At 67.1% G+C, this 18,523-nt stretch carries 17 protein-coding genes and 1 pseudogene; 9 read left to right on the forward strand and 9 right to left on the reverse strand.

Annotated elements, in window-relative coordinates; genetic code table 11:
- The first annotated feature begins 131 nt into the window (after positions 1-131).
- The 5 genes from ACR652_RS17035 (at position 132) to ACR652_RS17055 (ending at position 6,094) form a co-directional block, all read left to right on the forward strand.
- Positions 132-1,613 (forward strand): methyltransferase domain-containing protein, encoded by a 1,482-nt coding sequence (locus ACR652_RS17035; protein ID WP_434507673.1) that lies wholly within the window; start codon positions 132-134, stop codon positions 1,611-1,613.
- Complete coding sequence (locus tag ACR652_RS17040) at positions 1,610-2,401, forward strand: hypothetical protein (protein ID WP_434507674.1); 792 nt, start codon at positions 1,610-1,612, stop codon at positions 2,399-2,401. The genes ACR652_RS17035 and ACR652_RS17040 overlap by 4 nt, the downstream gene beginning before the upstream one ends.
- A gap of 100 nt (positions 2,402-2,501) precedes the next feature.
- Positions 2,502-3,179 carry a hypothetical protein gene (locus tag ACR652_RS17045; RefSeq protein ID WP_434507675.1) on the forward strand — a complete coding sequence of 226 codons (678 nt, stop codon included), beginning with the start codon at positions 2,502-2,504 and terminating at the stop codon, positions 3,177-3,179.
- A 193-nt stretch (positions 3,180-3,372) separates the two neighbouring features.
- On the forward strand, positions 3,373-5,025 hold the full coding sequence (gene ettA, locus ACR652_RS17050; protein WP_434507676.1) for an energy-dependent translational throttle protein EttA: 1,653 nt from the start codon (positions 3,373-3,375) through the stop codon (positions 5,023-5,025).
- A 115-nt stretch (positions 5,026-5,140) separates the two neighbouring features.
- The gene (locus ACR652_RS17055) at positions 5,141-6,094 is read left to right on the forward strand and encodes a hypothetical protein (RefSeq protein WP_434507677.1); all 954 of its coding nucleotides are present in this window, start codon (positions 5,141-5,143) and stop codon (positions 6,092-6,094) included.
- A gap of 3 nt (positions 6,095-6,097) precedes the next feature.
- On the opposite strand, the gene ACR652_RS17060 is transcribed toward ACR652_RS17055, so the two are convergent.
- Complete coding sequence (locus ACR652_RS17060; protein WP_434507678.1) at positions 6,098-6,391, reverse strand: DUF3175 domain-containing protein; 294 nt, start codon at positions 6,389-6,391, stop codon at positions 6,098-6,100.
- Positions 6,392-6,823: 432 nt separating this feature from the next.
- Here ACR652_RS17060 and ACR652_RS17065 point away from each other — a divergent pair.
- Positions 6,824-7,111, forward strand: a pseudogene (locus ACR652_RS17065) (transglycosylase SLT domain-containing protein); the annotation flags it as partial.
- Positions 7,112-7,189: 78 nt separating this feature from the next.
- Here ACR652_RS17065 and lptA read toward each other — a convergent pair.
- The 3 genes from lptA to ACR652_RS17080 are packed head-to-tail and all read right to left on the reverse strand — an operon-like array spanning position 7,190 to position 9,177.
- A complete protein-coding gene (lptA, locus tag ACR652_RS17070; protein ID WP_434507679.1) occupies positions 7,190-7,723 on the reverse strand; it encodes a lipopolysaccharide transport periplasmic protein LptA in 534 nt (177 codons plus the stop codon).
- Positions 7,724-7,730: 7 nt separating this feature from the next.
- The gene (lptC, locus tag ACR652_RS17075) at positions 7,731-8,510 is read right to left on the reverse strand and encodes an LPS export ABC transporter periplasmic protein LptC (protein ID WP_434507680.1); all 780 of its coding nucleotides are present in this window, start codon (positions 8,508-8,510) and stop codon (positions 7,731-7,733) included.
- 52 nt (positions 8,511-8,562) lie between these two features.
- Positions 8,563-9,177 carry a ribonuclease D gene (locus ACR652_RS17080; protein ID WP_434507681.1) on the reverse strand — a complete coding sequence of 205 codons (615 nt, stop codon included), beginning with the start codon at positions 9,175-9,177 and terminating at the stop codon, positions 8,563-8,565.
- A 386-nt stretch (positions 9,178-9,563) separates the two neighbouring features.
- On the opposite strand from ACR652_RS17080, the gene ACR652_RS17085 reads away from it, so the two are divergent.
- Complete coding sequence (locus ACR652_RS17085; protein WP_434507682.1) at positions 9,564-10,715, forward strand: AI-2E family transporter; 1,152 nt, start codon at positions 9,564-9,566, stop codon at positions 10,713-10,715.
- Positions 10,716-10,781: 66 nt separating this feature from the next.
- Here the strand turns inward: ACR652_RS17085 and typA are convergent, their stop codons facing one another.
- The 4 genes from typA to ACR652_RS17105 form a co-directional block, all read right to left on the reverse strand.
- A complete protein-coding gene (typA, locus tag ACR652_RS17090; RefSeq protein WP_434507683.1) occupies positions 10,782-12,602 on the reverse strand; it encodes a translational GTPase TypA in 1,821 nt (606 codons plus the stop codon).
- A gap of 241 nt (positions 12,603-12,843) precedes the next feature.
- Positions 12,844-13,452, reverse strand: coding sequence for a TPM domain-containing protein (locus tag ACR652_RS17095; protein ID WP_434507684.1), 609 nt, complete (start codon positions 13,450-13,452; stop codon positions 12,844-12,846).
- The gene (locus ACR652_RS17100; protein ID WP_434507685.1) at positions 13,452-14,273 is read right to left on the reverse strand and encodes a TPM domain-containing protein; all 822 of its coding nucleotides are present in this window, start codon (positions 14,271-14,273) and stop codon (positions 13,452-13,454) included. Before ACR652_RS17100 ends, ACR652_RS17095 begins: the two co-directional genes overlap by 1 nt.
- Before the next feature lie 4 nt (positions 14,274-14,277).
- On the reverse strand, positions 14,278-14,703 hold the full coding sequence (locus ACR652_RS17105; RefSeq protein WP_434507686.1) for a transcriptional repressor: 426 nt from the start codon (positions 14,701-14,703) through the stop codon (positions 14,278-14,280).
- A gap of 183 nt (positions 14,704-14,886) precedes the next feature.
- Here ACR652_RS17105 and ACR652_RS17110 point away from each other — a divergent pair, with 183 nt between their 5' ends.
- Entirely contained in the window at positions 14,887-16,125 is a 1,239-nt protein-coding gene (locus ACR652_RS17110) for an argininosuccinate synthase (protein WP_434507687.1), read from the forward strand.
- 40 nt (positions 16,126-16,165) lie between these two features.
- Here the strand turns inward: ACR652_RS17110 and ACR652_RS17115 are convergent, their stop codons facing one another.
- Positions 16,166-16,771 carry a phosphatase PAP2 family protein gene (locus tag ACR652_RS17115; RefSeq protein ID WP_434507688.1) on the reverse strand — a complete coding sequence of 202 codons (606 nt, stop codon included), beginning with the start codon at positions 16,769-16,771 and terminating at the stop codon, positions 16,166-16,168.
- A 343-nt stretch (positions 16,772-17,114) separates the two neighbouring features.
- On the opposite strand from ACR652_RS17115, the gene ACR652_RS17120 reads away from it, so the two are divergent.
- The gene (locus ACR652_RS17120; RefSeq protein WP_434507689.1) at positions 17,115-18,497 is read left to right on the forward strand and encodes a S53 family peptidase; all 1,383 of its coding nucleotides are present in this window, start codon (positions 17,115-17,117) and stop codon (positions 18,495-18,497) included.
- Positions 18,498-18,523 lie beyond the last annotated feature (26 nt).

Consider the following 18,523-nt stretch of genomic DNA (forward strand, 5'->3'; position numbering starts at 1 on the left):
GTTAGCGCGCTTTCCGCAAAAAAGGAAGCCGCCCCGCTGCGGTCGACCTGCGGCTACGCTCGGGAGCGGCAGATTGCCGAAAGGGACCGCGACTAGTCTCGCCGCAAATCAGATCCAGGAGGCCCCAGCGCGTGATCGCCAGCTTCAATCCGCCATCCACCATCGAAAATGGCCTCCCACACGCCGCGCTCGCGGCCGGTTGCGCCCTCGGCCACGAGGCGCTGCTGGCGATGGAGCGCCGCCGAACCGGTTTGTCGTTGTGGGAATCGGGACGTCTGGCGGAGGCTGCCGAGGCGCTTTCCGCCGCCGCCGGGTTCGCACCAAACGACGCCTGCGTCCTGCGCGAACTCGGCAGCGTGCTGTGGGCCGCCGGCCGTCATGCGGACGCGCTGCAACCGCTGGCGCGGGCGGTAGAGATCGACCCGCGGCATCTGCAAGGCTGGTTGACGCTTGCAAGCGTCGCCCATACGGCGGGGCATAAGATCGCGGCTGAACACGCGTTTCTCGCGGCGCTCGACCTCGCGCCGGCTTGCGTGGACGCCGCGACGGGGCTGGCGTTTCTCCATTTCGAGCAGAAGCGTTACGCCGAGGCGGCGAAGGGATTCGAAGCAGTCGTCGCGAGCGGCTCCGCGCCGCCGCATCTGTGGGCGTGCCTCGGGCAGACGCGGCGGCTTCTGGGTGAATTCGCGGCGGCGCGCGAGGCGTTCGAACTGGCCGCGCGCGCCGCGCCGCAGGAAGCGTCGTTCGTTGAAAAATATGCGCGGGCCCGATTTATCGAGACAGCGATCTTTGCCCCGGTCGACGCGGCGATCGAAGCCTATCGGGAGGCGGCCGGAAACGCGGCCGACGACATCGAGGCGGTCTGTCGCGATGCGTTCCAGTGTCTTGCGGGCTTCGGTCATCTGGCGGGCGCTGCGCGCCTCGCGGAGGCGCTGCTCGCGGGCGCGCCCGACGACCCCATCATCGCCTGGCACCTCGATGCGCTGAACGGCGTGCATCGAGAGCGCGCGCCCGACGCCTATCTCGCCGCCTGCTTCGACAAATACGCCGCGAAATTCGAGCGCCACCTGGTGGAGACATTGGGCTACGACATTCCGGCCCAGTGCAACGCCCTGCTGCTCCAGACCGGAAGGCGCTTCGCGAACATTCTCGACCTCGGCTGCGGAACCGGCCTGGTCGCGCCGCACCTCGCGGCGCTCGGCGGCGCGCTCACGGGCGTCGACCTCTCCGCCGGCATGCTGGAGCGCGCTCGGGCGCGGGGCCGGTATCACCGTCTGTTTCAGGCCGAGGCGACGGCCCATCTGTCTTCGCAAGAAGATTTCTATGATCTCATTGTCGCGCTCGATGTGCTCATCTACTTCGGCGACCTGGCGACGGTCTTCGATCTCGTCTCGAGCCGCCTCGCGCCGGGCGGCATCTTCGCCTTCAGCTACGAGTTCGGCTCCGGTCGCGATTACAGCTTCCTGAAGACAGGCCGCTTCGCGCACGATCCTGAGTATATCGAGAGACTGTCCAGGGGCCGTTTCGACTATCTCGCCGACATCGTCACGACCGTGCGGCTGGAGGCCAATGCGCCGCTCGAAGGCCGCCTGGTTCTGCTCCGGCGCGTGTGATCGTCGTCGCCGAGCCGGGGCGGCTCGCGCCGGAAGGCGCCGACGCGCCCATCGAGATCCACCCGCAGACGGGACTGGCCAGCGTCGACATCGGCGTCGCCGGCGCGCCCCACGCATTCGTCATCGACGCGGGCGGCGGCTATTGCTGGATGCGCGGCCAGACGCTGGCGCAATGGCTCGCCGCCGCACCCGATTGGCGGCGCGCCGAGGGCGCGGTCGGGCCAGCCAATGACAACATGATCGATTTCGCTTTCGAGAGACAGGGCACGGTCGCGCGCCTGCCCGAGATCGCCATCGGCGAGACGGCGCTCGCCAATGTCGGCGTGATGGGAACGGGACCGCTGCTCGGCGCCTTCGGGGATGCGCTGGTCGGCGATTTGTTCTGGGACAATTGGCAAAAGTCGGCGTCCAGGCCCGTCGTCGGCTGGCTCGGCGCCAATGTGCTGCGTCACTTCCGGCTCACGATCGACTACGCCAATCGCATGTCCTACTGGCGTCAGCAATCAGCCCCGGACCCGCATGATCTCGATCAGCCCGGCGTGACTCTCGTGCGCAGGGACGGGCGTTATTTCATCGGTGGAATCGTTCATCCGGCGCGCGGGGCGCCGCTCGAGGGCGCGCGACCCGGCGACGAGCTCATTGCCGTTGATGGGCTGAGCGCGCGGGAGGGCGGCAAGGGCGCGGTTCTCGCGGCGCTGCACGGGCCTCCGGGTCAGAGCCGGACGCTGACGCTGTCGGGGCCGGGCGGAGACCGCAGGATCGAGGCGCCGATTCTCGACCTGAGTTGATCCGCCGCAGTCCCCGACGCGCCGCAAGTCCCGCGCCGCGCTTGCTGGCGCCGCGATCAACGCTAGCTTTCGGCGCCAAGGGGGCGGATGGAGTGTGCCAATGTCCCTCACTCGAGAACTCCAAACAAGAGACGCGGCCGCGGCCTATGGCGGTCTGATCGACGCTATCGGCGGCGTCGCCACCATCGTGCTGGCGATCTGCGGCCTCGTGAACATCGCGCCACCCTATATGGTCGCCATCGCCACCATCGTGTTCGGTGTCGCCCTGCTGATTCAGGGCGGCGCGATGGTTTCGGAATATGCCCAGATGGTCATTCCCGCGGAGGGCTCGCGCTTCGTGTCGGAGCAGTTCGGCGGGAACAGCCTCGCGGTCGTGTTCCTGGTCGGCGCGGCGGGAATCGTGCTGGGCATTCTCGCCCTGCTCGGGATCAATTCGGGCACGCTGACGCCGATCGCGGTCATCGCCTATGGCACGGCGCTCGTGCTGAGCAGCAACGCGGTCTGGCAACTCTTCCTGATGCGCCGCGCCTCGCGTCTGCAAACGGCGGTCACGGGAGCCCAGGCGGGGGGCGAGTTGCTTGCAAGCGAAATGGCGTCGGGGTCGGCAGGCCTGCAGGCGCTCGCGGGTCTCGCCGCGATCGTCCTGGGCATCCTCGCCCTCGCCGGCAATACGAACGACATCACCCTCAATCTGTCGGCGCTGCTGGCGCTCGGCGCGACGCTCGTCCTGACGGGCAGCACGCTCAGCGCGACCGTGGTCGGCTTCATGAGGACCTGAGCCGCTCGGGGGAGAGGCGCTCGCAGGAGCGCCTTTCTCGGGGCGCCCCTTTTCGGGGCGCCTTTTCCGCCGGATCGCGGGGAAACGGCGCGCGCCGGGCCACGCGGGCGACGCTGCCTCCAAAGGGCTTTCCCCGGCTGCGCGAAATGCTCTAAACACGGCTCCAAGATTTCGCGAACCCGAGACGGAGCCAATGGCGCGCCAGTTCATCTATCACATGCAGGGCCTCACCAAGACCTATCCGGGCGGGAAGAAGGTCCTCGACAATATTCATCTCTCCTTCTACCCCGACGCCAAGATCGGCGTGCTCGGCGTCAACGGCGCGGGCAAGTCGACGCTGCTGCGCATCATGGCCGGCATCGACAAGGAGTTCACGGGCGAGGGCTTCGTCGCCGATGGCGCCCGCGTCGGCTATCTGCCGCAGGAGCCGCACCTCGATCCGGCGCTCAACGTGCGTGAAAACGTCATGCTCGGCGTCGCCGGGAAGAAGGCGATTCTCGACCGCTACAATGATCTCGCCATGAATTATTCGGACGAGACCGCCGACGAGATGACGAAGCTGCAGGACGAGATCGAGGCCAAGGGCCTGTGGGATCTCGACAGCCAGGTCGATCAGGCGATGGACGCGCTCGGTTGTCCGCCCGACGACGCCGATGTGACGCAGCTCTCCGGCGGCGAGCGCCGCCGCGTGGCGCTGTGCCGCCTGCTGCTCGAACAGCCGGAGATGCTGCTCCTCGACGAGCCGACGAACCATCTCGACGCCGAGACGGTGAACTGGCTGGAAGGCCATTTGCGCAACTATCCCGGCGCGATCCTCATCGTCACGCACGACCGCTACTTCCTCGACAATGTCACGGGCTGGATTCTCGAACTCGATCGCGGCCGCGGCATCCCCTATGAGGGCAATTACACGAGCTGGCTGAAGCAGAAACAGAAGCGCCTCATGCAGGAGGCGTCGGAAGACAAGGCACGTCAGCGCGCGCTGGAAGCCGAAAGCGAGTGGATCGCCGCGTCGCCCAAGGCGCGTCAGGCGAAGAGCAAGGCCCGCATCCAGCGTTACGAGGAGCTCGTCGCCAAGCAGAACGACAAGGCGCCGACAACCGCGCAGATCATCATTCCGGTGGCCGAGCGCCTCGGCGCCAATGTCATCGACTTCGAGCACATCACCAAGGGCTTCGGCGACCAGCTCCTGATCGACGATCTCTCCTTCAAGCTGCCGCCGGGCGGCATCGTCGGCGTGATCGGCCCCAACGGCGCCGGCAAGACCACGCTGTTTCGCATGATCACCGGGCAGGAAAAGCCGGATGGCGGCGCGATCACCATCGGCGACAGCGTGCAGCTCGGCTATGTCGATCAGTCGCGCGACGCGCTGCACGCCAACAAGACGGTGTGGGAAGAAGTTTCCGAAGGCAATGAGGTGATCTACCTCGGCAAGCGCGAGATCAACTCGCGCGCCTATTGCTCGGCCTTCAACTTCAAGGGCTCCGATCAGCAGAAGAAGGTGGGCCAGCTCTCGGGCGGCGAGCGCAACCGCGTGCATCTCGCCAAGATGCTCAAGAGCGGCGCCAATGTGCTGCTGCTCGACGAGCCGACCAACGATCTCGACGTGGATACACTGCGCGCGCTGGAGGAGGCGCTCGTGGATTTCGCCGGCTGCGCCGTCATCATCTCGCACGACCGCTTCTTCCTCGACCGGATCGCCACCCATATCCTGGCCTATGAGGGCGATTCGCATGTCGAATGGTTCGAAGGAAACTTCGCCGATTACGAGGAGGACAAGAAGCGCCGCCTCGGCGTCGACAGCGTGATTCCGCACCGTCTGAAATACAAGAAGTTCGCACGCTAGGTCTGGCGCGCAACCAGGAAGCGACCCGGCGCCGGCAGCGGCGGCCGGGTCTTTTTTTTGCCTCGACCATAAGCGTTGCCATTCCTGCCGTGCTCCCGTAACCATGAGCGTTACGATGAGAGAGCGCGTCACAGAGCCGTTTTGCTGGCGACCCCGTCACGGCCCCGACGCCGCCGCCCTGTCTCGCCTGCGCGCCCATAGCCCGCGCCCGCAGGCGCCGCTGGAGGACGCATGGTTTCTGGCCGGCGCGCCGGCGCCCGTCGCGGCCGTCGATCGCTGGATGTCCTATTGGGAGGTCCGCGACGCGCTCTATGACCTGTCGCGCAACGCCGCCCACGGCGCCGCGCGGCCGCTGGCGCGGGACTGGTTTCACTTTCTGCTGGCGCAGGAAATCCCCGGCGCCCAGTTCGGCTCGGTCCTCTCCCCGCTCGTCGAGGCGCTCGCCACCAGCTTTTTCATTCTTTACCCGCTCGGGACCGAAGACGAGCCCTACGACGGCTTTTTCCGGGACTGCCTGCTGACGCTCGGCCGCGTCGTCATGGGGCGGGACGGCTGGTCGCCGTCCGGCGCGCTCATCCGGGGCGCGGTGTTGCGGCGGCGCTGGCGGCTGGGCGCGGGATGGGGCTGGGAGCGGCCCGCCGGCGATCTCTCCGCCTCCATGTTCTTCTGCCTGAAATATCTGCCGCCAGCCAAAATCGACCCATGGCTGCGCTCCGCGCTGGAGATCGAGGACTCCTGCTGGCGCGCGCAACTCGTCGCCTGGTTCGTGAGCGCGCGGGGGGTGCTGGACGGAACGATTCGTCAGCCCGCGGATCTCCCGCACGATGATGAGCGGCCGCTCTTCTGGACGGATTCGAATCTGATCTCGGTCGACGTGATCGACGGAGACGGCGCGCCCTTCCTGCCGGTCGCCCGCCGCCTCGCCGCGCGCGCCGCGCTGGCGGCCTATTTCGACGACATCTCCTTCACCGACTGGGCGGGGGGCGTCCTCGGCGATGGCGAACTGGCGGCCGCCCTCGGCGAATTGCCCTGGCGGTTCCGGGAGCTTTTTGTGCGCGCGCCCGCCTGAGCGTCAGGCCGGGCGCCCGAAGGCGCGGCGCAACTCGTCTTTCGCCGCCTCCAGCACCCGGCGGCGCGCCTCCGGCAGATCGCGGCCGGCGCGGTTCATGTAGAAGGTGAGCATGGACATGGCCGAGCGGAAGGGCGTGCTCTTGCGCCGCGTGCTCGCCTCGGCCGAACGCTTGAGAGACGCGGCGATGGCGGCGGGATCGTCCCAGGTGAAGACGCCCGCCTCCAGGTCCAGCGCATTGCTGCCCGCGGTCACCCGCTGGAACCAGCGGTCCTGTTGGTCTGTCTGCCGGGTCATGCGCCGGGCTCCCGAAGGTGAGATGGGCGCGCGCGGACCTGACGGCAACTGCTGGGGGGCACAGGAAAAAAGTCGGGGATAAACGGATTTTTAACCGCGTTTCGGCGCCATGGAGCGGCCGTGCGGCGGCCCGGCGCGCCCCGGCCGGGTCAACCGCCACGATTTCGCCACAGGGGCGTGGCGACTTACCAAAAGTTAACTGACGCGGCGTTTTTCGAAGGGACTTATCTGAATATGAAATCAACCGCTTGCGCCGCTGCCCTGGCGGCCCTCGCCCTTGCCGGCTGCGCCGCGACGGAGTCGCCGGTGGCCTCGGCGCCCGAATCCTACGTCAACGAGCCGCGCTCCGAGGAGGCGATCACGGGATCGGGCGTCGGCGGTCTTGTCCACAAGGACGCGCTGCACGCCCGCATCGCCCATTTCGCCCGGCTCTACGACATTCCGGAATCGCTCATTCACCGCTCGGTGCGGCGCGAGAGCAATTACAATCCCGGCGCCCGGCACGGACCCTATTGGGGGCTGATGCAGATTCGCCACGATACGGCGCGGGGCATGGGCTACAGGGGGCCGGCCCACGGCCTGCTCGACGCGGACACCAATCTCACCTATGCGGTGCCCTATCTCGCCAACGCCTACAAGCTTTCGGGCGGCGACGAAACGCGTGCGATCCGGCTCTACGCCAATGGCTATTATTACGAGGCCAAGCGCCGCGGCATGCTCGGCGTGATGCACAAGGAAGCGCTCGCCACGGAGTGACCGGAACGCCCGGCGGACGCTCGCGAGAGCTGTTCGCCGGCTCTACTGGTTCTTCGGCGTGAAGGTCGAGCGCACGCGCCCGCCCTGCTGGGAGCCGCCCTGCACGGTCGCGACGCCGCTCGTGACGTCATACACCAGACGATCCCCCTTCACGATATTGTCGCCCTGGGTCAGCGTCACATTGCCGGTGAGATAGACCTTGTTGTCGGCCTTGTCATATGTGCCGTGGTCGCCCGTGCCGACCTGGTCCTTGGAGACCAGCGTGACGGGGCCGTCGGCCTCGATGTGCTTCACGCGGTCGTTGCTGGCGCCGCCCTCGGTCGCGCCCTTGCCCTCCAGAAGAATAGTGAGCCGTGTCGCCTTGAGCGTCGAGGGGCCGTTGGTGACGATGACGCTGCCGGAATAGACGAGCTTCTGGTCCTGATCGAAATAGTCGAGCTTGCCGGCGTCGATGTTGAGCGGGTCCTTGGCGCTCGCGCCGGGGAGGATGCCGCCGGAGCGGCCCTTGCCGGCCGCCTGCGCGGCGCCCGTGAAAACCAGCGCCGCAAGACCGGCGCAGAGGATCTGACGTTTCATCCCTGCCTCACTGCGCCGCCGGCGCCCCCTGCTTGGGCGCGCCGTCCTCGCCGTACAGCACGGAGTGAACATTGCCGGTGAAGGTCGCGCGCCGTTCCTTCTGGAAAAACTCCACCTGATCCGCATTGACCTGCCCGCCGTCGATCTTCAGCGTGACAGGCGCGCCCGAGGTCATCACGCTGTCCCTGAAATTCATCGCCGCGGCGTCCATCCGCATGTCGAACGTCTTCCTGTCGGTGATCTGGACGCCGCCGCTCATGTCGGCGCGGTCGGCCTTTGTGTTGTAGAGCGCCTTGGGCGCAGACAGGGTGACGGCGCCGTCCGCGCTGGTTTCGACGCGCGCGTCGAGCCCTTCGAGCTCGAACACGTCCGGCTTGGCGATGTCCTGCGCGCCGACGCGCGCGCGCACCTCATAGGGACGGCCGTCCTTGCGATAGCCCACGAGCTTGGGGCTCTCGATCACGATCCGCGTGCCCTTCAGGGCGACGCGCGCCAGATTGATGTCCACCGGCAGGAATTTCAGCGAGCTGACCAGAAGGCCGAGCGCGACGAGCGCAATGGTCCCCCCCACGCCCCAGAGAATCCAGCGGCGCAGCCGGGTGACGCGGGCCGAATGGCGCAAGGCTTCCGGGAAGGCGCTCTCGCGCGGCGCGGTGAGGCCGGCGAGGCGGTCGCGCCCCGATACTGGCGGCGCGGCGGCGGCGCGGCTCTCCTTGCCCGGCGGCGGCGCGGCCGGCGTCCGGGCGGGTTGGGCGGTTTTGGCGTCAGCGGCGCTGCCGTCGGTCATGCGGGTGCTTATCCGGCCCTGGCGTGGCGAATTCGGGGCGGCGCCGCGGCCGTCACTCGTGGGAGAAAATGTCGGTCTCCGGCCAGCCCGAGAGATCGAGCCGCGCCCGCGCCGGCAGGAAGTCGAAACAGGCCTGGGCCAGTTCGGCGCGCTCCTCGCGCGCCAGCATGGCGTCGAGGCGCTCCTTGAGCTGATGCAGATACAGCACGTCGGACGCCGCATAGGCCTGCTGGGCGTCGGAAAGCGTGGCCGCGCCCCAGTCCGAGGATTGCTGCTGCTTGGAGATTTCGACCCCGACGAGCTCGCGCACCAGATCCTTCAGCCCGTGGCGGTCGGTATAGGTGCGGACAAGCCTGGAGGCGATCTTGGTGCAATAGACCGGCGCCGGCATGACGCCGAAGGTCTTGGCGAGGATCGCCAGGTCGAAGCGCCCGAAGTGAAACAGCTTGAGCACCTTCGGATCGGCGAGCAGCTTCTCGAGATTGGGCGCGCGGGTCTGGCCGCGGGCGATCTGCACGAGCTCGGCGTCGCCGTCGCCGAAGGAGAGCTGCACGAGGCACAGCCGGTCGCGGTGCGGGTTGAGACCCAGCGTCTCCGTGTCGATGGCGACAATGGGGGAGGGAGCGTCCCCCGAGGGGAGATCGCCCTGATGCAGGCGTATCGTCATGGCGTCCGATTCGGTTGCAGGAAGCGTTCCCGCTTCCTTAGCGAAAAGCACGCCGATTGTCGAAACGCGCTCACTTGCAAGCGCTCATGGGAGTGGTTTCTGCGCCCGCCTGAGCGATGGGCGCGCGCCCATCATCGGCCGACGGCCCGCCCCCCTCTCCCCGCGCGCGAGGAGAGGGAACGTGGAAGCGTATAAGGCTGACGCGCGGGGCGGCGGGATCGGATACAAATGATTGAACACGGCGCCGCCAAAATGAATATTATGTGCGCCCGCCGCATCTTACGCGCTTTTTCGCGGATTCCCGCAAAGGCCGGCGCGGCGCCCCTTGCCAGCCCGCGGGCCGGCGTCCACTCTCGCTCCATCGCAGCGCACAACAGGCAGTCCTCGTGACCGACGAACCGCTCACCTTCAACGGCGCCGAACGCCGCTTCAACGCCGTCTTCATCGAACTGTCCATTCGCCTGTTCGTCATCGGCGCGCTCGCCTACTGGACCTTCGGCATCGTCGCGCCCTTCGGGGCGATGATCATCTGGAGCGTGGTCCTCGCCGTGGCGCTCTACCCCCTGTTCGACCGTCTGTCGACGGCGATCGGCGGGCGCCCGGCGATCTCGGCCGCGCTCATCACGGTGGCGGCGCTGGTTCTCGTCATCGGCCCGGTGACATGGATGGGCGTCGGCTTCATCGACCCGATCAAGAGCCTGATCGCCGGTTTCGACAATGGCGACATCGCCGTGCCGCCGCCGCCGGAGGCGGTGAAGAACCTGCCGCTCGTCGGCGCGCAGATCCATGCGTTCTGGGAGCTCGCCTCCACCAATCTGCACAGCGCGCTGGTGCAGATCCTGCCGCAGCTCAAGCCGGTCGGCGAATATCTGCTCGGCATGGTGCGGAACGCGGGCGTCGGCACGCTGAAATTCCTTCTGTCCGTGATCCTCTCGGGCTTCCTGCTCGCCTATGCGTCGCAACTCATCGTCGGCGTGCGCGCCCTCGCCCGGCGGATCGACCCCACCAACGGCCATAATTATCTCAATCTGGCGGGCGCCACGATCAATGCGGTGTCGCGCGGCGTCATGGGCCTCTCGCTCATGCAGGCGGTGATCGGCGCGATCGGCATGTATCTGGCGAATGTGCCGGGCGCGAGCCTGCTCACCATCGCCATCCTCGTCCTCGGCATCGTGCAGATCGGCCCGCTGCTGGTCGTGGCGCCGGTCGTCTTCTGGGCCTGGACGACGCTGTCAACGCCCGGCGCCATCGCCCTGACCATCTGCATGCTGACGGTCAATTACATGGACAATGTGCTGAAGCCGTTCATTCTCGCGCACGGGCTCTCGACGCCGATCCCGGTGATCTTCATCGGCGTCATCGGCGGCGTGCTGGCGCATGGCGTCGCGGGCCTCTTCGTCGGCCCGGTGGTGCTCGCGGTCGTGTGGGAGCTTGGCAACGCCTGGATCGCGGAAGAGGTCGCCGCCTCCCGCAGGGGCTCTGAGCAGGAAGCGCTGGCCTCCGCCGAGCGCAAGCATGTCGAGGCGGCGGAGGCGTAAGCGCGGTCGTGAGCTTGATCCCTCCCCATGAAAAGGGGAGGGAGAGGTCACGCAGGCAGGCAGGCGTCAGGCGACGAGGCTCGCCTTGCCCTTCGCCTTCTTGCGGTCGTTGGGATCGAGGATCGCCTTGCGCAGGCGGATCGATTTCGGCGTCACTTCGACCAGCTCGTCGTCCTCGATATAGGCCAGCGCCTTCTCCAGCGTCATCCGGATCGGCGGCGTGAGGCGCACGGCCTCGTCCTTGCCGGCGGCGCGGATATTGGTGAGCTGCTTGCCCTTCAGCACGTTGATCTCGAGATCATTGTCGCGCGTGTGCTCGCCGACGATCATGCCGCGATAGACCTTCCAGCCCGGCTCGATCATCATCGGCCCGCGATCTTCCAGCTTCCACATGGCGTAGGCCACGGCCTCGCCCTGCTCGTTGGAGATCAGCACGCCGTTGCGCCGTCCCTGAATCTCGCCCTTGTAGGGCGCATAGGAGTGGAACAGGCGGTTCATGATCGCGGTGCCGCGCGTGTCGGTGAGCAGTTCGCCCTGATAGCCGATGAGGCCGCGCGTCGGCGCGTGGAACACGAGGCGCAGGCGATTGCCGCCGGAGGGCCGCATCTCGATCATCTCGGCCTTGCGCTCGGACATCTTCTGCACGACGACGCCGGAATGCTCCTCGTCGACGTCGATCACGACCTCCTCGATGGGCTCGAGAATCTCGCCGTCATCATCCTTGCGGAACACCACCTTCGGACGCGACACGCCGAGCTCGAAGCCCTCGCGGCGCATGGTCTCGATGAGAATCGCGAGCTGCAATTCGCCACGGCCGGAAACGATGAAGGCGTCGCCCATCGGCGCGTCTTCCACGCGCAGCGCGACATTGCCCTCGGCCTCCTTGAACAGGCGCGCGCGGATCATGCGGCTCGTGACCTTGTCGCCCTCCGTGCCCGCGAGCGGGCTGTCGTTGACGAGGAAGGTCATGGACAGCGTCGGCGGATCGATCGGCTGCGCCTGCAGGGGCTCGCTCACATCGGTCGCGCAGAGCGTGTCGGCGACGTTGAACTGCTCCAGACCCGCGATGGCGATGATGTCGCCGGCTTCCGCCTCGTCGATCGGCTGGCGCTCGATGCCGCGGAAGGCGAGAATCTTGGACACGCGGCCCTGTTCGACGACCTTGCCGGTGCGATCCAGAACCTTCACCGGCTGATTGGGCTTCACGCTGCCGGAGAAGACGCGGCCGGTGATGATGCGGCCGAGATAGGGGTTCGCCTCCAGCAGCGTGCCGAGCATGCGGAACCCGCCCTCCTCGACCTTGGGCTGCGGCACATGCTTCACCACGAGATCGAACAGCGCCGCCATGTCCTCCTTGGGACCATCCGGCTCCTCGGCCATCCAGCCCTGCTTGGCCGAGCCGTAGATGATCGGGAAATCGAGCTGCTCGTCGGTGGCGTCCAGCGCCGCGAAGAGGTCGAAGACCTCGTTGACGACTTCCTGAACGCGGGCGTCCGGCTTGTCGACCTTGTTGACGCAGACGATGGGCTTCAGGCCGATCTTGAGCGCCTTGCCGACCACGAATTTGGTCTGCGGCATGGGGCCTTCGGCCGCGTCGACGAGCACGATGGCGCCGTCCACCATGGAGAGGATGCGCTCCACCTCGCCGCCGAAATCGGCGTGGCCGGGGGTGTCGACGATATTGATGCGAATGTCCCGCCAGACGACGGAGGTCGCCTTGGCGAGGATGGTGATGCCGCGTTCCTTCTCGAGGTCGTTCGAGTCCATGACGCGCTCGGCGACGCGCTGGTTTTCGCGGAAGGCGCCCGACTGACGCAGGAGGCAGTCGACGAGCGTGGTCTTGCCGTGGTCGACGTGGGCGATGATGGCGATATTGCGCAGTTGCATGGAACCGGCCGGCTTTCAAAGAAACAGCCGCGAACCGGTCCGCAGGCGTGAACGGGCGCGGACGAGGGCGGCGGCTATGTTGCGATGCAGCGCCTTTTACAGGAGGCGGGCCGGGAAGGGAATAGAAAAGGCTTGACGCGGCAAATCGCCCCCTCCCGGCCGTCCCCGCGTCGCGGGACGGGGCGGATCGTGGCCGCGTCATCGGGGCGGCGGATCGTCGGCTCAAGGGCCGCAGAGCCCCTCAGCTCAGATAGATGCGGTTCGGCAACTCATCCCCCTCGCCCGCCGGCGGGGCCACCCGCGCCAGCAGCCCTGCGCAGGCGTCGATGGAGAGGACGAAGCCCTCGGCGCAGCGCCCCTGCCCGAGACAGGTGAGCATCGGCTCAAGCGCGGCCTGCCATTCGGCGTCGGAGATCCTGCCGTCCAGCCCCTCGTCCGCGATGATGCGGGCGTAGCGCTCGGCGAAGGAGACGAAGATCAGCACGCCCGTGCGCCCCCGCGTGCCAGCGACATTGTGGGAGAAGAACTTCTCGACCGCCGCGCGTTCGGCGCGGCGCTTTTTCACGAGTCTGGGGGTCAACTTGAGCCGGATCGGCGGCCAGGACACGATGAGCGCCGAGGCGACGAAGACGGCGATCTGCGCGGCGTAGATCGCCTTGGCCGACATGTCGGTGAAGACAGCCAGCGGCCAGGGCGACACGAGCGCGAAAAAGGCCGCCCAGAGCGGCGGCACATAGGCGTAATCGGAGGCGCGGCGGGCCAGCGCGCAGACAATCTCGCCGGAGGTGCGCTGCTCGGCGCGGCCGATGGCGTCGACGATGCAATCCAGATCCTGCGTCGTGAGCCGCATCACCAATCCCCCGAAGCGCCGCCGCCGCCCGACGAGCCGCCGCCGCCGGAGAAACTGTCCGAACCGCCGCCGCCGCTCCAGGACGAGCCGCCGGAGGAGCCGCCGAAATCATCCCAGTCCCGGCCGCGGCCGGTCGGCACGATGACCGGCGGGCCGCCGCGGCGATAGGTGCGATAGGAGGCCGGGCGCCCGACGTCCCGCACCATCATGATGAAGATGAAGATGAACAGCGCGAAAATGATGAGCGGGAACAGCTCGTCGAAGAGCGAGGGCGGCGGCGGGACCTTCTTCACCCATTCGGCGGAGTCGCCGCTCAGCACCTCGATGACCGCGTCGACACCGCGCTCAATGCCGGCGCCGAAATCGCCGCTCTTGAACTTGGGCGCCACGGCCGTGGCCATGATGACCTTCGACAGCGCGTCGGTCAGCGTGCCTTCGAGGCCGTAACCGACCTCGATGCGCATCTTGCGGTCAGTGGGCGCGACGAGAAACAGCACGCCATTGTTCTTCTTCGCCTCGCCCAGCTTCCAGTAGCGGAAGAGGCCGTTGGCGTAGGTCTCGACGTCGGCGTCGCCCAGCGACTTGATTGTCGCCACGACGAGCTGGATGCCGGATTTGTCGTCGAGGTCCTTCAGCTTCGTGGTCAGCGACGCCCGCGTCGCCTCCGGAATGACGCCGGCCTGATCGACGACGCGGCCGGTCAGCTGCGGATATTTCGGCCCCGCGATCGCGAGGCTCGCGGCAAGGATGAGGGTGAGAGCGACCAGGGCGCGCAGCATATGGCGCGCGGCGGCCGGCGGCGCGGAATGCGGTCCGGTCATGGAATCAGGCGCCCGCGCAACGGGCGCAGCGGCCGGCGATTTCGACGACGCGGGTGCGCGCGTTGAAACCGGCTTCGGCGGTCAGCGCCGCCAACTCCCGCGCCAGGCCGGCGGAGGTAGCCTCCTTCACCTCGCCGCATTGTTCGCAAATCAGAAAGACGACCGGCTCCTCGGCCCCATGCGAATGGCCGCAGACCACGAAGGCGTTTCTGGATTCGAGCCGATGCGCGAGCCCGTGATCGAGGAGAAAGGCGAGGGCGCGATAGACGGAGACGGGCGCGGGCCTCTTGCCGTCGGCGTCGGCCATCAGATCGATCATCTCATAGGCGCCGACAGGCCGGCCGGCCTGGGTGAGAATGTCGAGCGCGCGCTGGCGCGCCGGGGTCATCCCCGGGGTTTTGGCCGTGGCGTGCGGCGGATGAGTGCTCATGCAAGACATTTTAGTCGCCCATGCACGGAAAGACGAGACCTTCGCCTTACGGCCGAGTGCAAGCTGAAGCACAATCGTTAAGATTGCGCGACCGCCCCGGAGCGGGCGGGGCGGAGGCGGCTTGCGCGCTGCGGCGGCCGGTTTATAACGGCGCCGACCCAGGCGCCCATCCCCGAGCCAGACATGACCCGCACCAAGAAAGACATCAAGAAAGTCGTCCTCGCCTATTCCGGCGGCCTCGACACCTCCATCATCCTCAAATGGCTACAGACGGTCTATGGCGCGGAGGTCGTCACCTTCACCGCCGATCTCGGCCAGGGCGAGGAGCTGGGCCCGGCGCGCGAGAAGGCGCTCCTGCTCGGCGTCAAGCCGGAGAACATCTTCATCGAGGATCTGCGCGAGGAATTCGTGCGCGACTACGTCTTCCCGATGTTTCGCGCCAATGCGCAATATGAGGGGCTCTACCTCCTCGGCACCTCGATCGCGCGTCCGCTGATCGCCAAGAAGCAGATCGAAATCGCCCGCAGGATGGGCGCCGACGCGGTCTGCCACGGCGCGACCGGCAAGGGCAATGATCAAGTGCGCTTCGAGCTCGGCTATTACGCGCTCGATCCCGACATCACCGTGATCGCGCCCTGGCGCGAGTGGGATTTCGTCTCGCGCACCGATCTCATCGCCTTCGCCGAGGCGCATCAGATTCCGATCGCGAAGGACAAGCGCGGCGAGGCGCCGTTCTCCACCGACGCCAATCTTCTGCACACCTCGTCGGAAGGCAAGGTGCTGGAAGACCCGGCGCAGGAGACCCCCGATTACGTCTATTCCCGCACCGGCAATCCCGAGGACGCGCCGGACGCGCCGCAATATGTGACGATCGACTTCGAGAAGGGCGACCCGGTGGCCGTCGACGGGGCCGCGCTGACGCCGGCCGCGCTCCTCGCCCGGCTCAACGATCTCGGCCGCCTGCACGGGATCGGGCGTCTCGATCTGGTCGAGAACCGTTTCGTCGGCATGAAGTCGCGCGGCATGTATGAGACGCCCGGCGGCGCGATCCTGCTCATCGCGCATCGCGGCATTGAGAGCCTGACGCTCGACCGCGGCGCGGCGCATCTCAAGGACGAGCTGATGCCGCGCTACGCCGAGCTCATCTACAACGGCTTCTGGTTCTCGCCCGAGCGCGAGATGCTCCAGGCGGCGATCGACCACAGCCAGCAGCATGTGACCGGCCGGGTCCGGCTGAAGCTCTACAAGGGCTCGGTGACGCTCGTCGGCCGTGAGAGCCCCTGGTCGCTCTATGATCAGGACCTCGTGACCTTCGAGGAGGGCGGCGCCTATGACCAGCGCGACGCGGAAGGCTTCATCAAGCTCAACGCCCTACGCCTGCGCACCCTCGCCCGCCGCGCCGCGCGCGGAGAGAAGAAGTAACGCGCGTTAAAGGCTGGCGCGCGGCGCGCGCCGGCCGCTCTCAGAGGAACGCCAGCGCGTAGCGCGACAGCGGGAAAGCCACCGCCGCGCCCAGCGCCACGCCGGCGACGACGTCGCTGGGGTAATGGTGGGCGGTCGCGATGCGCGACCAGGCCATGGACAGAACCAGCACCGCCGCCGAGACGGTCATCGCCGGCCAGGCGAGGACGATCGGCGCCAGCACGCCCGTCAGGGTCATCGCATGGCCGCTGGGGAAAGAGTGCTGGTCCAGGGTCTTCAGCAGCGACGGCAGGCGGGGGTCGACATGGAACGGCCGCATGCGGCTGAAGCGGCGCTTGATCATCGGATACAGGATGTGCAGCAGCGCCGCATTGGCGGCGGCGAGCAGCACGACAGGCCAGCTCCGCCAGCCCAGCCCGATGAACACGGCCGGCAGCAACAGGAGATAGATCCAGCCATTGCCGAGCTTGCTGATCGCGATGGCGAGCAGCCGCGTCGCCTTCGGCCGCGCCGTGCGCGAGAACAGATGAACCGCCGCGAGATCGGCGTCGAGGAGCCTTTGAAGCCGCGCGGCCGGACGGCCGTCTTGCGGGAAGGATGACGCGTCGCGCGTCAGCTTCGCCGCGATGTCTGTCGTAAACGCCATGACCCGAGGCTAGGCGCGTTGCGCTGCGGTTTCGCGACGCTGCGACTGCGTTTGCGTGACGGTTCGATAGAGGCTTCGTGACGCAGGGATGATGACTGCATGACAGCATGGACGCCGCCGCGAAGATTTCGGAGATGCGCGTTTTGCGCTTTTCGATGAACGGATTGGCAAGAAAGAGCTGATCACCTGTGGCGACCGCAATCCGACGCCGGATGCGCAAGACTGATTGAGAGCGTCTGAAGAAGAGACTGACGCGGGGCCTGTCGGCGCCGCGCCTGCAAAGCGGACCCGTCCGCTCAAATCAGATCATGCTGCTGAGGTTTCGCCAGCAAGGCCAGGGGGAATGATGCACGGTTTCATACGTCTGATTCGGTGGGCGCTGCCGCTTGTTCTTTCAGCCGCGTTCACCGGAGGGCCGGTCGCCGCCCAGACAGTCTCTCCCGGCCAGATTTTCAGTTCCGGCGGAATCTTCCATCGGCAGGTGTGCGCGGGAACGGCGCCCGCGGGTCAGGCGAACTGCCATTCTCATGTCGTGACCGATCAGGCGGGCGCGGCCCGCACCGATGACGTGTCGCCGCCTGAACGCAAGCGCCGGGGGCAGGTCTTCTCCCCTTTCACGGTTCCGCAAAATGGCGCCGGGGCGAGCCCGAACGCGGCGCCGACGCCAAACGCCACGACGTCGGCGGCGCCCTACGGGGTCACTGACATTCGTGCCGCCTATGGCCTCGGGCCGGCGCCGACCAGCTGCACGTCCTTTGGCCCCCTGGTCGCCATCGTCGACGCCTACGGATATGCCAGCGCGGAAGCGGACCTCGCCAAATATCGTTCGACCTATGGTCTGCCCGCGTGCACGACTGCGAATGGGTGCTTCAGAAAATACAATCAGAACGGCGGCACGTCGTACCCCGCCCAGAATCTCGGCTGGGCTCAGGAGCAGGCGCTCGATCTGGACATGGTGTCGGCGGTGTGTCCATGCTGCAAGATCGCACTCGTGCAGTCCACGACCAACAGTTACACCAGTCTTGGAACCGCGGTGAATCGGGCGGCCACGCTCGGGGCGATCGCCATCAGCAACAGTTATGGCGGTTCGGAATCCGGCACGACGTCGATCGCGACCAGCTATTATAATAATCATCCGAACTCCGCTGTTGTCGCCAGCTCCGGCGACAGCGGCTATGGCGTGCAGTTTCCCGCGTCCGCTTCCTACGTGATCGGCGTGGGCGGAACGAGTCTGAAGGGCGATGCGTCCGCGCGCGGCTTCACGGAGACGGTCTGGTCGGGCTCGGGAAGCGGATGCAGCCAGGTTTTCGGAAAACAAATCTGGCAGACCGATACCGGATGCTCGAAACGGACCGTGACCGATATTGCGGCGGTCGCCGATCCCGCCACGGGCGTCGCGGTCTACGCACCGACGAACACGACCGGCGGCGCGGCCTGGTATCAATTCGGCGGGACGTCGGTCGCGGCCCCGATCATCGCTGGCCTGTATGGGCTGGCCGGAGCGCTTCCCGCGACAAGCGCGACCTGCTCGTCGAGCTATCCTGCCTGCGCGCTCTATCGTCTCAGGGGAACGACCGCCTTCAACGACGTGATCAGCGGCTCGAATGCGACGTCGACCAGTTCCTGCGGCGCCTCGACGTCGTCCACCTATTATCTGTGCAACGGGGGCTCGGGCTATGATGGTCCGACGGGCCTTGGGACGCCGACCGGCCTGACAGGTTTCTGACACGCCGCCAGCGGCGTCGAGCGCCC

It is taken from the genome of Methylocystis sp. (genome assembly GCF_051061225.1).
Lineage (GTDB): Bacteria > Pseudomonadota > Alphaproteobacteria > Rhizobiales > Beijerinckiaceae > Methylocystis.